Annotated in this window: 13 protein-coding genes; 7 read left to right on the top strand and 6 right to left on the bottom strand. The window is 61.0% G+C overall.

All coding sequences use genetic code 11. From position 1 onward, the window contains the following. The first annotated feature begins 141 nt into the window (after positions 1-141). Genes BSG08_RS00600 through BSG08_RS00575 form a run of 6 tightly spaced genes read left to right on the top strand, consistent with a single transcriptional unit; the run spans position 142 to position 6085 of the window. Positions 142-3021, top strand: coding sequence for a monovalent cation/H+ antiporter subunit A (locus BSG08_RS00600; protein WP_093030444.1), 2880 nt, complete (start codon positions 142-144; stop codon positions 3019-3021). Between the two features lies 1 nt (position 3022). Then, entirely contained in the window at positions 3023-3379 is a 357-nt protein-coding gene (locus tag BSG08_RS00595) for a Na+/H+ antiporter subunit C (RefSeq protein ID WP_093030441.1), read from the top strand. Then, on the top strand, positions 3376-4905 hold the full coding sequence (locus tag BSG08_RS00590) for a monovalent cation/H+ antiporter subunit D (RefSeq protein WP_093030438.1): 1530 nt from the start codon (positions 3376-3378) through the stop codon (positions 4903-4905). The genes BSG08_RS00595 and BSG08_RS00590 overlap by 4 nt, the downstream gene beginning before the upstream one ends. Positions 4906-4917: 12 nt before the next feature. Next, positions 4918-5409: a Na+/H+ antiporter subunit E gene (locus tag BSG08_RS00585; protein ID WP_093030435.1), complete on the top strand. Its 492-nt coding sequence runs from the start codon at positions 4918-4920 to the stop codon at positions 5407-5409. Further along, on the top strand, positions 5406-5675 hold the full coding sequence (locus tag BSG08_RS00580) for a K+/H+ antiporter subunit F (protein WP_093030432.1): 270 nt from the start codon (positions 5406-5408) through the stop codon (positions 5673-5675). The genes BSG08_RS00585 and BSG08_RS00580 overlap by 4 nt, the downstream gene beginning before the upstream one ends. Positions 5676-5686: 11 nt before the next feature. Further along, on the top strand, positions 5687-6085 hold the full coding sequence (locus BSG08_RS00575) for a Na+/H+ antiporter subunit G (RefSeq protein ID WP_093030429.1): 399 nt from the start codon (positions 5687-5689) through the stop codon (positions 6083-6085). Positions 6086-6103: 18 nt separating this feature from the next. Here the strand turns inward: BSG08_RS00575 and BSG08_RS00570 are convergent, their stop codons facing one another. The 4 genes from BSG08_RS00570 to ugpB are packed head-to-tail and all read right to left on the bottom strand — an operon-like array spanning position 6104 to position 10266. After that, positions 6104-7153 carry an ABC transporter ATP-binding protein gene (locus BSG08_RS00570; RefSeq protein ID WP_093030426.1) on the bottom strand — a complete coding sequence of 350 codons (1050 nt, stop codon included), beginning with the start codon at positions 7151-7153 and terminating at the stop codon, positions 6104-6106. 5 nt (positions 7154-7158) lie between these two features. Next, the gene (ugpE, locus tag BSG08_RS00565) at positions 7159-7995 is read right to left on the bottom strand and encodes a sn-glycerol-3-phosphate ABC transporter permease UgpE (RefSeq protein WP_093031859.1); all 837 of its coding nucleotides are present in this window, start codon (positions 7993-7995) and stop codon (positions 7159-7161) included. 20 nt (positions 7996-8015) lie between these two features. Next, positions 8016-8897, bottom strand: a complete 882-nt coding sequence (gene ugpA / locus BSG08_RS00560; RefSeq protein ID WP_093030423.1) for a sn-glycerol-3-phosphate ABC transporter permease UgpA — start codon at positions 8895-8897, stop codon at positions 8016-8018. 55 nt (positions 8898-8952) lie between these two features. Further along, positions 8953-10266: a sn-glycerol-3-phosphate ABC transporter substrate-binding protein UgpB gene (ugpB, locus tag BSG08_RS00555; protein WP_093030420.1), complete on the bottom strand. Its 1314-nt coding sequence runs from the start codon at positions 10264-10266 to the stop codon at positions 8953-8955. A 167-nt stretch (positions 10267-10433) separates the two neighbouring features. Between ugpB and BSG08_RS00550 the strand changes: the two genes are divergently transcribed. Then, entirely contained in the window at positions 10434-11336 is a 903-nt protein-coding gene (locus BSG08_RS00550; RefSeq protein WP_093030417.1) for a LysR substrate-binding domain-containing protein, read from the top strand. Here BSG08_RS00550 and bhcD read toward each other — a convergent pair. Both bhcD and bhcC read right to left on the bottom strand, forming a co-directional pair. Beyond that, positions 11333-12334 carry an iminosuccinate reductase BhcD gene (bhcD, locus tag BSG08_RS00545; RefSeq protein WP_093030414.1) on the bottom strand — a complete coding sequence of 334 codons (1002 nt, stop codon included), beginning with the start codon at positions 12332-12334 and terminating at the stop codon, positions 11333-11335. The genes BSG08_RS00550 and bhcD overlap by 4 nt on opposite strands. An 8-nt stretch (positions 12335-12342) precedes the next feature. Then, positions 12343-13506: a 3-hydroxy-D-aspartate aldolase BhcC gene (gene bhcC / locus BSG08_RS00540; RefSeq protein WP_093030411.1), complete on the bottom strand. Its 1164-nt coding sequence runs from the start codon at positions 13504-13506 to the stop codon at positions 12343-12345. Positions 13507-13512 lie beyond the last annotated feature (6 nt).

The raw sequence follows: 13512 nt of genomic DNA, 5'->3' as shown, positions 1-13512 counted from the left end.
GAAACCGTCGGAATCGGGTTGTCGCGGACCGTCGCCACCGTATATTACCTCCAATCAACTGAGACGGTCTGAAAATGTGCCCCTACGTGGCGCAAGGGCCGAGGCAGCCTGCAGAGACGGGAAACGGGGGGTAAGACATCCATGGACACCGCCGGAGGATTTTTGCCGATCATCGCGGCGCTACCATTTCTCGGCGCGCTCCTGCCGGGACTGATGATTCAGGCGGGGCGCAACACCTGCACGGCTTTCACCGCCGCCCCCACGATCCTCGCATTGGTCCTTCTGATGATCTGCGCACCCGCAGTCATGCGCGGCGAAGTGCTGCTGTTCAGACTCGACTGGCTGCCCGGTCTCGGTCTCAATGTCAATTTCATGCTCGACGGACTGGGCCTGCTTTTTGCCGGGCTGATCCTGGGTATCGGTTTGCTGATCATTCTCTATGCGCGCTTCTATCTCTCGCGCGAGGATCCGATGGGGCAGTTCTATGCTTACCTGCTGCTCTTTCAGGGTGCGATGGTGGGGATCGTCCTGTCCGACAACATCCTGCTTTTGCTGATCTTCTGGGAACTGACCTCGCTATCGTCCTTTCTGCTGATCGGGTATTGGAAACACCTGCCCGAAGGGCGGCAGGGCGCGCGCATGGCGCTGACCGTCACCGGCATGGGGGGGCTTGCGATGATCGCGGGCATGCTGATCCTGGGTCAGATTGCAGGCAGCTATGACCTGAACGTGATCCTGACGCAGAAGGACGCAATTCAGGCCAGCCCGATGTATCTGCCCGCGCTACTGCTGATCCTGGCGGGATGCTTTACCAAATCGGCGCAGTTCCCGTTCCATTTCTGGCTGCCACATGCGATGGCGGCCCCGACGCCCGTGTCGGCCTATCTTCACTCGGCCACGATGGTAAAGGCGGGACTGTTCCTGATGGCGCGGATGTGGCCGGTCCTGTCGGGCACGCCGGAATGGTTCTATATCGTCGCGACCACGGGGCTGATCACCATGGTCATCGGTGCGAAAATCGCGCTCTTCAAGGATGACCTCAAGGCGCTGCTGGCCTTTTCCACGGTTAGCCACCTGGGTCTCATCACCATGCTTCTCGGCTTTGGCACCAAGATGGCGGCGGTGGCGGCAGTGTTTCACATCATCAACCACGCCACGTTCAAGGCCGCGCTCTTCATGACCGCAGGCATCGTCGATCACGAGGCGCACAGCCGCGATATCAAGCGCCTGGGGGGGCTGCGCCGGCTGATGCCCGTCACGTTCGGGATCGCCACCATTGCGGCCCTGTCGATGGCGGGCGTCATTCCTCTCAACGGGTTCCTGTCCAAGGAAATGATGCTGGAAGAGGCGTCTCATACGGTCTGGTGGGGCAATCCCTGGCTGGTGCCCGCGCTGGCCGCGCTGGGCGCGCTTTTTTCGGTCGCCTATTCGTTGCGCTATATCGTCCACGTGTTCCTCGGCCCGGTACGCGACGACTATCCCGCGCACCCGCATGATCCCGGTTTCGGCATGTGGGCGGCCCCGGCGTTTCTCGTGGTACTTGTGGTGGTGATCGGCATCGCCCCGTTCCTGGCCGAACCGCTGGTCAAGGTCACTGCTGGGGCGGTGACGGGGGGCAGGCTGCCCGATTTTCACCTCAAGATCTGGCACGGGCTGACCCCGGCGCTTTACATGTCGGGTGCCGCATTGCTGGGCGGCGCAATCCTGCTGGCGCTGCACGCGCCCCTGATGCGGTTCTGGCTGGCCACGCCGCGCCCCGAGGCCAAGGTGATGTTTGACGCCGTCGCCGACGCGGCAACCCGGGCGAGCGCCGCCCTGACCGACGGGGTCCATAATGGCGCCCTGACGCGCAATGCCGCGGTTTTATCGGTGTTTGTGTTGGTGGCCGGCTGGCTGGCTTGGTCTGGCGGCAGCGCCCTGCCTCCAACCCGCGAAGCGCTGCCCGTAACCGCCCTGCCCGCAATTGGCTGGCTCTTGCTGGTGCTGGCCACGATCAGCCTGGTAGCCTTTCACCGCAACAGATTTCTCGCGTTGGTGCTGATGGGGATCGTCGGTCTCATGGTATCGCTCGGCTTTGTCTATTTCTCGGCGCCTGACCTTGCGCTGACGCAGATCTCGGTCGAGGTCGTGACAATCATCCTGCTTCTGCTCGCGCTGAACTTCCTGCCGCGCACGACGCCCGCCGAAAGCAGCCCGGCGCGCCGGATGCGCGATGCGGTGATTGCGGTCACAGGTGGCGTCGCTGTCACCGGGTTGACCTACGCCATCCTGATCCGCGATTTCACCTTTGAAAGCATTTCCGCCTATCACCTCGCCAATTCCTACAAGGGCGGCGGCGGCACCAATGTGGTCAACGTGATCCTCGTGGATTTCCGGGGCTTTGACACCTATGGCGAAATCATCGTGCTGGGGATCGCCGCGCTGGTGATCTATGCGCTGACCGAAACGGTCCTCAAGGGATCGGGCGGTCGCTGGCTGGCCAATTGGGACCGTAATGCCCGCCCCGAAGCAGGCGACCGTCACCCGCTGATGATGGTGGTGGCCACACGCATGATGATGCCCATCGCGCTGATGGTCGGGGCCTATATCTTCTTGCGCGGTCACAATGAACCCGGCGGCGGTTTCATCGCCGGGCTTATCGTGGCGATCGCGTTCCTCATGCAATACATGGCTTCGGGATTTGCCTGGGCCGAGGCGCGGCAGCGGGTGACATATCATGCGACCATCGGCGTCGGTGTTCTGGTCGCCTCTGTGACCGGCATCGGTGCCTGGCTGGCGGATCGACCATTCCTGACATCGGATTACGGCTATCTGCATTTCCCCCCGATCGAGGAATTCGAATGGGCCACGGCGATTGCCTTTGACATTGGTGTGTTCCTGACCGTGGTCGGTGCCGTGATGCTGGCGCTCAACAGCCTGTCGAACATGGCGCGACGCACGGGCGAGACGGTCAACGTTTTCCCGATGGATATCAACCCGGCCCGTGTGACTGCGGAGAATCAGGACGAGGGGGGCAAGTGACGTGGAACTGCTGACGGCAAGCGCAATCGGCCTTTTGACAGCCGCCGGGCTCTATCTGGTGCTGCGGTTGCGCAGCTTTCCCGTGATCATCGGGATTTCGCTGCTGACCTATGCGGTGAACCTGTTTCTCTTTGCCAGCGGACGGCTGGCTATCAACATGCCCCCGGTCCTGCGCAAGGGGGTGGAGATCTACACCGACCCGCTACCGCAGGCTCTGGTGCTGACGGCTATCGTGATTTCCTTCGGGATGACAGCGGTGGTGGTGATCCTCGCGCTTGGCTCTTACCTGTCATCACGCAACGACAGCGTCAATATCGGCCCCAAGGCACCGCCAGACGAGCAGGAGAACGAGGCATGAGTCACTGGATCATTGCCCCGGTCGTCCTGCCCGCCGTTCTGGCGGCGATCCTGACCCTGTCGATGCGCCATCACCCGGCGCTGCAGCGCGTGTTCTCGCTGGCGGGCTCAGGCGCGGTTCTGGCAATCGCGATCAGCCTCATGACCCATGCCGCAACCGGCGCGATCGAGGTCTATGAACTGGGCAACTGGCCCGCGCCATTCGGCATCGTACTGGTGCTGGACCGGTTGTCTGCGCTGATGGTGCTGCTGACGGCCGTGCTGGCGATCATCATCCTGCTTTATGCCGTTGGCACCGGCTGGGATCAGCGCGGTAACAGTTTTCACGCGCTCTTTCAGTTCCAGCTGATGGGAATTTTCGGGGCTTTCCTGACCGGTGATGCGTTCAACCTCTTCGTCTTTTTCGAGGTGCTGCTTATCGCGTCCTACGGCCTGATGATCCATGCAGGCGGGCGACGCAGGTTCCGGGCGGGCGTTCAATATGTGATCTACAATCTGCTTGGATCTACGCTGTTTCTCTTTGCCCTCGGCACGCTCTATGCGGTAACCGGCACGCTCAACATGGCAGATCTTGCGCAGCGCGCCGCAGAGGTTCCACCAGAGGACAGCGGGCTGTTGCGCGTGGGGGCGATGCTGCTCTTTCTGGTCTTTGCCATCAAGGCCGCACTCTTGCCCCTGCATTTCTGGCTGCCCGAAACCTATGCCGAGGCTCCGGCGCCGGTCGCCGCCCTTTTTGCCATCATGACCAAGGTTGGGGCCTATGCGATCCTGCGCATGTATACGCTGGTCTTTGGCCCTGATCTTGCAACAACCGCCAATCTAATTGACCAGATCCTGCTCTATGGCGCGCTGCTCACGCTGGCGGTGGGGATGATCGGCATTCTCGGGGCGAAACGCCTGGGGCGGCTCGCGGCCTTTGCCGCCATTGCCTCGATGGGCACGTTGCTGATTGCACTCTCGGGCTTTACGGTCGCCACCACATCGGCTGCGATCTATTACTTGGTGCATTCGACGCTGGCGGGTGCGCTCCTGTTTATCGTGGTCGATCTGGTGCGCGAACAGCGCGGCGAAATTGCGGGCGCGCTGCGCCCCGGCCCGCAACTGGCGCAGCACGGCCTCATTACCGCGCTCTTTTTCGGCGCCGCGATCGCTACGGCGGGCATGCCTCCGCTATCGGGGTTCATCGGCAAACTGCTGATCCTTGATGCGGTCCGCGACATGTCCGAGGTCTGGCTTGTCTGGTCGGTGATCCTGATCACCTCGCTGGTGGCCATGCTGGGCTTTGCACAGGCGGGCAGCGTGATCTTCTGGAAGACAGAGACACCAGAGCCTGCCCCCGACGAGACGGAACCGACACACACCGCCCCACCGCAACCCACTCTGCCAGTGGTGGCTTGCTTTGCGATGCTGGCGAGCCTCGTCGCGCTTTCGGTATTCGCAGGGTCCGCCATGGGCTATATCGAGGCCACGGCGGACCAATTGCACGATCCCGCGAACTATATCAGCACCGTGCTTCGGCAACGCTGAGGGAGATCGAGAATGTTGCGCAAGATTCTGCCCCATCCCTTTCTGACCCTGACCCTGATCGTGGTCTGGCAGATGCTGGTCAACAAACTGACCCTCGGCAACCTGCTGCTGGGAACGGTCCTGGCCCTGATCATCCCGGTCATCACCTCACCCTATTGGCCCAATCGCCCACACCTGCGCAGCTGGCCGCGTATTGTGGAATATGTGCTTGTGGCGTTGTGGGATATCTGCGTTGCCAATGTGCAGGTGGCCTTTGTCATCCTGTTCAAGACCAACGCCAACACCAGACCGGCCTGGATCTCCATCCCCCTTGATCTGCGCACTCCCGAGGCAATCACCGTGCTGGCGGGCACGATCACGATGACGCCTGGAACGATATCCAGCGACGTTTCGGCGGACGGGCGCAGCCTGTTGGTGCATTGCCTCGATGCACCCGACCCGGACGCGGTCCGCGATCAGATCAAGGCGCGCTATGAACGCCGGTTGAAGGAGATTTTCGAATGATCGGATACGCGCTCTTCTTCGCCTTCTCCTGTTTCGGTCTGGCGCTTCTGATGAACATCTACCGGATCGTCCAGTCCCCCGGCCCCGGCGACCGCATTCTGGCGCTCGACACCATGGTGGTCAATGCCATCGCGCTGCTGGCGCTCTTTGGTATTCTCAAGGGAACGACGATCTACTTCGAGGTTTCGATGATCATCGCCATGACCGGCTTTATCTCGACCGTATCCTACACGCGCTTTCTGCTGCGCGGCGACATCATCGAATAGGGAGGCAGACCATGCTCGTGGAGATTCTCATTTCGGTTTCGCTGGTGATCAGTGGCATTTTCGGGCTTGTCGGCTCATTCGGGATGATCAAGCTGCCCGATCCGATGATGCGGCTGCATGCGCCAACCAAGGCGACAACGCTTGGCGTCGGCGGCGCGCTCATCGCCTCGATGCTTTATTTCTACTTCGTGGTCGGGCAACTCTCGTTTCACGAGTTGATGATCACGCTGTTCCTGTTTCTGACCGCGCCCATCACCGGGCATTTCATCGCCAAGACGCATCTACATCTCAACCACAAACCCTCTGACCTGCCACCCACCGGCACGGAGCGGCCATGGGCCAGCTACGAGAGCGATGCAGAACGCCAACGGATCGAAGCGGCGGCAGAGGCTGGCGACACCCCGCGCTAGTGCCTGTTACAGGTCACGTCACCCCAGCCTTGCCCCGCTATGCGCGTCGAAGAGATGCATATGCTCCGCCGCGACCGAAAGGCGCAGCGCCCCACTCCCCTGCCCGGCTGTATGGACCCCCGGGAGACTCGCGGTAAAGCTGTCGCCTGTCGCCAGCCTTCCATGCAAGAGCGTATTGGCTCCCAGCGGTTCTGCCAGTTGCACCTGCATCGTGATCGGTCCCTCAGGATCGGGGCGCAGATGTTCGGGCCGCAAACCCAGCTTGACCGGACCCGCATGGCCCGTGGAATTGGGCAGCGCCGCCTCGCCAAGATGAAGTGCGCCGTCCCGCCCCTCGGCATTCACCACATTCATCGAAGGACTGCCGATGAACTGTGCGGCAAAAAGCGTAGCGGGCCGCTCGTAGACATCCAGAGGTGTGCCGATCTGTTCGGCCCGACCGGCGTTCATCACGATCATCCGGTCGGCCATGGTCATCGCCTCGACCTGATCATGTGTGACATAGAGCGCGGTAATCCCCAGCTTGGCCTGCAATTCACGAATTTCCAGCCGCATCTGCACACGCAGCTTGGCGTCGAGATTGGACAGCGGCTCGTCGAACAGAAACACCGAGGGCGCGCGCACGATGGCGCGGCCCATGGCGACGCGCTGGCGCTGGCCACCTGACAACTGCCGGGGCTTGCGGTCCAACAACTCCGTCAGTTGCAGGAGCCTCGCGGCGTCCGCCACCTTGGCGGCGATCTCGGCCCTGGGCAGACCCGCGATCTTCAGCCCGTAACCCATGTTCTGCGCCACGCTCATATGCGGATAGAGCGCGTAATTCTGGAACACCATGGCGATGTCACGGTCCATCGGTTCGCGGTCATTGGCCCGCACCCCCCCGATGCGCAGATCGCCTGACGTGATCGTCTCCAACCCTGCCACCATGCGCAGGAGCGTGGACTTGCCACAGCCCGAGGGGCCTACAATCACGATGAACTCCCCATCCGCCACATCAAGGCTCACGCCCTTGATCACCTCGTCGCGGCCAAAGCGCTTTGTGATGTTGTCCAGTGTTACAGTTGCCATATCGCCTATTTCTCGCTGTCCACGAGGCCGCGGATAAAAAGTTTCTGCATCGAGATCACCACCACCACCGGCGGGATCATCGCAAGGATCGAGGTCGCCATGATCACCGGCCAGTTGGCCACATCGTCGCCCGAAGGGAACATCTGCTTGATGCCCATCACGATCGTGTTCATCGACGGGTCCGTGGTGATAAGAAGCGGCCAGAGGTATTGATTCCAGCCGTAGATGAACAGGATCACGAAAAGCGCCGCGATATTTGTACGGCTCATCGGCAGGATGATATCCCAGAAAAACCGCATCGGACGCGCGCCGTCCACCCGCGCCGCCTCGACCAGCTCATCCGGCACGGTGAGAAAGAACTGCCGAAAGAGAAACGTTGCCGTGGCCGAGGCTATAAGCGGAAATATCAGACCCGAATAGCTGTTGAGCATGCCAAAACCGGCGATCACCTCATAGGTTGGCACAATCCGCACTTCGACGGGCAGCATCAAGGTCAGGAAAATCAGCCAGAAGAAGAGGTTACGCGCCGGAAACCGGAAATAGACGATGGCAAAGGCCGACAGCAGCGAGATGATGATCTTGCCCACCGCAATTCCCACCGCCATGATCAGTGAATTGCCCAGCATCACCGCCACCGGCACGTTGACGCCTGACAACAGCGCGGCGGTGTAGTTTTCGACGAATTGGTCGCCGGGCCAGAGCGGCATCGGCGGGCGCACAATTTCCGGCTGGGTCACGGTCGAGGCGACAAAGGCCAGCCAGATCGGAAAGAAGATCAGCAGAACTCCCGCGATCATCGCCAGATGCGTGAGCCACAGCCCCGCGCCGCGCCGTTCGACCATGCCTGAGATCTGGATCGCCATCAGTAATGCACCCGCTTCTCGATATACTTGAACTGCAACACCGTGAGCAGCCCCACGACCAGAAGAAGGATCACCGATTGCGCCGCGGATGACCCAAGGTCTTGCCCCACGAATCCGTCGGAAAAGACCTTGTAGACAAGGATCGTCGTGGCCTGTTGCGGGCCACCGGAGGTGATCGTATGGATGACGCCGAAGGTCTCGAAGAAGGCATAGACGATGTTCACCACCAGCAGAAAGAACGTGGTGGGCGACAGCAACGGCAGTACGATGGTAAAAAACCGCCGCCAGAAGCGCGCGCCATCAATCGCCGCCGCCTCGATGATCGAACGGGGCACCGCCTGCAGCGCGGCCAAGAAGAACAGGAAATTGTAGCTGATCCGCCCCCATGCAGAGGCGACGACGACAAGGCCCATCGCCTCGTTCTGATTCAGCACATGGTTCCAGTCATAGCCCAACTGCCCCAGATACCACGCCACCACGCCCACGCGGGTGTTGAACATGAACAGCCACAGCACCCCCGCCACCGCCGGAGCCACCGCATAGGGCCAGATCAGCAGCGTCCGGTAGGCGCCGGCCGATTTAACCAGCCGGTCGGCCATCACTGCAAGAAACAGCGCGGGAATCATCGCCGCAAGGGTCACAAGGGTTGAAAAGATTGCCGTGGTGATGAAAGACGCGCGGTAATAGCTGTCCCCGAGCAGGTATTCGAAATTGCCCAATCCCACAAATCGCGATGACAGACCAAAGGGGTCTGGAATGAAGAGCGACTGCCATATCGCCTGACCGGCTGGATAGAAGAAGAATACCGCAGAGATAAAAACCTGCGGTGCAATCAGGCAGAGCGGCAAGAGCCAGCCCTTGAAGGTAACGCGTTTTTCCATGGGCTCTCACAAGAGTCGGGGCCGGGACGCTTGAGGTCCGGCCCCAATCCCTTAATCAGTTGCTGGCCTGTTCGAACCGGCGTAGCAATTGATTGCCCCGCTCCACCGCACTGTCGAGCGCCGCCTGCGCATCCTTGTCGCCGGACCAGACCGCCTCTAGCTCTTCGTCGATAATGGCGCGGATCTGATCGAAGGAGCCGAGCCGCAGTCCCTTGGAATTCTCAGTAGGCTCCTTGGTGGTCATCTGGATCACCGCCACATCGGTGCCTGGATTGGCATCGTAGAAGCCTGCGGCGCGTGTCACCTCTCCCGCCGCTGAGGTAATCGGCAGATAACCGGTGTCCTGATGCCATTTTGCCTGAATCTCGGGTGAGGAGAGAAAGTTGAGAAAGGCAGCCACGGCCTTGTACTCCTCGGCCTCGTGCCCTGCCATCACCCAGAGCGAAGCGCCGCCGATGATCGTGTTCTGCGGCGCACCTTCGACGCCTTCCCAATACGGCAGCGGGCGGATATCAAAGGCAAATTGTGCCTCGGCCTTGACGCCCGCATAGCCAGCCGAACTTTCGGTGAAGAGCGCGCAGTTACCGCTGCGGAAATTGGCGCCCGCCTCGTTGCGACGTCCGGCATAGATGAATTTGCCATCCCGCGCCCATTCTCCCATCTTGTCGATGTGCTGCACCTGAACCGGCCCATTGAACACAAGCTCTGTATCGAGCCCGCCAAAGCCATTCTCCTGCGTGGCGAAGGGCACATTGTGATAGGCCGAAAAGCTCTCGAGATGCACCCAGCTCTGCCAGGAGGTGGTGTAGGAGCAGGCATGGCCAGCCGTCTTGAGCTGGTCCAGCACCTCATCGACTTTTTGCCATGTGCTGAGATCGGTGTCGGGGTCGATTCCTGCCCCGGTCAGGGCGTCGCGGTTTACATAGAGAACCTGCGTCGAGGAATTGTAGGGAAAGGACAGCATCTGACCTTCGGGGGTGGTATAATAGCCGGTGACCGCCGCAAGATAGGCGTTTGGATCAAACGGCAGACCCGATTGCTCCATCACCTCATAGACCGGCTTGACCGCCCCTTTGGCGGCCATCATGGTCGCGGTGCCAACCTCAAAAACCTGGAGAATATGCGGCTGCTCGCCCGCACGAAAGGCGGCAATCCCGGCATTGAGCGCCTCGGAATAGTTGCCTTTGTGGGTAGCGGTGACCTTGTAGTCGCCCTGATCCGCGTTGAAGCTGGCCACTTGCTCGTCCAGCAACTCTCCCAGTCGCCCGGTAAAGGCGTGCCAGAACTGAATTTCGGTTTGCGCCATCGCGGCCAGCGGCGCGAGTGACGTTATTGCGGCGAGCAATGCGCCCAAGGCGATTTTCTGCATTTTATCCTCTCCCAGTGAACTGCGCAGCCGGACATCCCGTGCTGGCGGCGGCATTCAAGCATGCCACACGCTACACGGAAATTGACATAATACAACAGGGCATTTATGAGCATTAGTATAATATCATATTATTGTCATATTGAGAGATCCAAAAGGAAATCATCGTCTTGTCTACCCGTTTGCGCCTGCGTCAGCTTGAAGCGTTGGACTGCGTCGCCGAAACAGGCTCAATGACCCGCGCCGCCGAGCTCCTGGGAATATCGCAGCCAGCGGTGAGTCGTCTGCTATCCGACCTCTCGGCCGAGGTCGGGTTCCAGTTGTTTGACAGGCAGGGTGGGCGCCTCACCCCGACGCAGGAGGCGCGATTCCTGCTGCCGGATATTCACCGGGTTCTGGAGATGCTCGACCATATCGGCGAGGTCAGTCGCCATCTCAACGACCGCAAGGCAGGGCATCTGCGCATCGCCTGTCTGCCCGGCTTCGCCACCTCGCACCTCCCTGGCATCATGGCGCGGTTTCTGGCCGACCGCCCCGGTGTCACCGCGACGATCGAGCCCGACAGGCCGGAACGCATCCTTGAATGGATCGTCGGAGAGCAATATGACTGTGGCATCACCGACAGTTTCGACGGCCATCCGGCAGTAGACAGCAAGACGATTCTCATCCGTTCGGTCTGCATCCTTCCGACGGGCCATCCCCTGCTTGCAAAGCCCCGGATCACTCCCGAAAATCTGGCCGAAGAGCGGTTGATCCACACCCGTCGCGACAGCGCCTTTTTCCGCGAGTTGAACGAGCAGTTTCTCGCTGCCGGGGTCGAGATGAATTCCATCGTCGAGGCGCGCCAGTTCACCGCCGCCTGCGAGTTGGTGCTGCGCGGCGTGGGCCTGTCAATCATCAGCGAGTTAGACGCTGCGGGCTATGGCGCGAGGGGGCTGGAATTCCGTCCCTTCGCGCCTGCCGTGCCGCATCGCCTGGCGCTTGTCCGACCAATCCACAAACATCCGTCAATGATCACGCTGGAATTCATGGACGAATTCCGCGACAGCCTGCGTCCTTTTGAGGCCTGCTAAAACGTGACCGGCGTCACCAGCCCCTGTTCGCGTGCCAGTCGCGCGGCGACCGCTGCCACGGCCAGATCCTGAAGACCCACCCCCGTGCCGTCGAAAAGGGTGATTTCCTCATCCGAGCCGCGCCCGCCATGGGTGCCGTTGATCACGGCGCCGACAGGCGTGATGTCGCTCTCGGCAATCACGCCCTGTCCCACCGCATGCTGCGCCTCGCCGATGCTGATGGATTGCGCGACCTCGTCGGCAAAGACGGTGGCACGGGAGAACAGCGCCGGGTCGACCTCCTGCTTTCCTTTGGTGTCGGTGCCCATGCAGGCGATATGCGTGCCAGGTCTGATCCAGTCGGCCATGATCAGCGGCTCAAACGCGCTGGTGATGGTGATGATCACATCCGCCTGCGCACCAAGATCTTCGGGACTGACTGCCTCGAACGCCAGCCCCAGTTCCTCAGCCACAGCACCCAGACGCGGCAGCATCTCGGGATGCGGATTCCATGCCACGACCTTCTCGAAATCGCGCTGCTCGACGGCGGCGCGCAACTGGAAGGTGGATTGGTGACCCGCACCCACCATGCCCAGCACTTTCGAGTCCTCGCGCGCCAGATGCGCGATGGAGACCGAGGAGGAGGCCGCCGTGCGCAGAGCGGTCAGGTAGTTGCCACCCACCAGCGCCGAGAGACGCCCGGTATCGGGGTCAAACAGGAACACTGTGGATTGATGGTTGGTCAGACCCCTGGCCATATTGCCCGGCCAGTAGCCGCCAGCCTTGAGCCCGAGCGAGAGTCCAGTGCGATCGAACCCACCCTTGAAACCATAGAGCGCATCGGCATGACCGATCGCCTCGCGGACAACAGGGAAATTATAGGCATCCCCCCGCGCCATTGCCGCAAACACCGCCTCTACGGCGTCAAAGGCATCCGCGCGGCTGATCACCTTTTCGCAGATGTCTTCGCCGACGATCACGAAGCCGTCGGCGGTCGCTTCCGCATGAGTATTCATCATGCCGCCCCTCAATAGGCTTTGCCGCGCGCGGACACCGGCCAGACGGTCTCAACCTTGCCGCCGCGCACGCCAACATACCAGTCATGCACGTTGCAGGTCGGATCGCAGTGCCCGGGCACGAGGCGCAGTTTCTCGTTGACCTTGAGCACGCCATCGGGGTCGGCAACCACGCCATGCTCGTCCGAGCATTTGACATACTGCACGTCCGCGCGGCCAAACACCACCGGCAGACCGCTATCAACCGATTGTGCCTTGAGACCTGCATCCACGATGGCCTTGTCAGCCTTGGCGTGGCTCATCACGGAGGTCAGGATGAAGAGCGCGTTTTCCCACTCTCCCTGGTCTATCCGCTTGCCATCCCTGTCGAGGATGCGCCCGTAATCGGCATCCATGAAGGCATAGGAACCGCACTGAAGCTCGTTATAGACGCCCGAGTTGCCCTCGAAATAATAGCTGCCAGTGCCACCGCCGCCGACGATATCGCACTCCAGTCCTTCAGTCTTGAGCGTGTCGACGGCATCCCTGACCTGAGCCACGGCGATGTCGATCTTGGCCTTGCGATCCTCATATTTGTCCATGTGCTGCATCGCACCCTGATAGGCCTGAATGCCCGCGAATCTGAGGCCCGGTGCTGCGTCGATGGCCTTGGCAATCTCGACCACGGCGGGGGTGGTCGTCACGCCGCAGCGCCCCGCGCCACAGTCGATTTCCACGAGGCATTCGATCTCGGTTCCATGCTTTTGCGCGGCGGTCGAGAGGTCGGCCACATTGGCCAGATCATCGACGCAGCAGATGGTGCGCGCCCCAAGCTTCGGCAGGCGGGCCAGACGGTCGATCTTGGCAGGGTCGCGGACTTGGTTCGAGACCAGAACATCCTTGATACCGCCACGGGCAAAGACCTCTGCCTCGCTGACCTTCTGACAGCAGACGCCGCAGGAACCGCCGAGGCTTTCCTGCAATTTCGCAACATCGACGGATTTGTGCATCTTGCCATGCACCCGGTGGCGCACGCCGTGTTCCCTGGCCCAATCGCCCATCTTCCTGATGTTTCGCTCAAGCGCATCGAGATCGAGGATCAGGCAAGGGGTCTGAATATCGGCCTCATCCATGCCCGGCAGGGCGGGTATGTCATAGCCAACCTCAAGGCCTTCAAAGGTTACCGGTTTGTTCATCTCTTT

The organism is Roseovarius azorensis (genome assembly GCF_900109455.1).
Taxonomy (GTDB): domain Bacteria; phylum Pseudomonadota; class Alphaproteobacteria; order Rhodobacterales; family Rhodobacteraceae; genus Roseovarius; species Roseovarius azorensis.
Note: the sequence above shows the minus strand (reverse complement) of the source record. Positions and strands in the feature narration are given on the sequence as shown.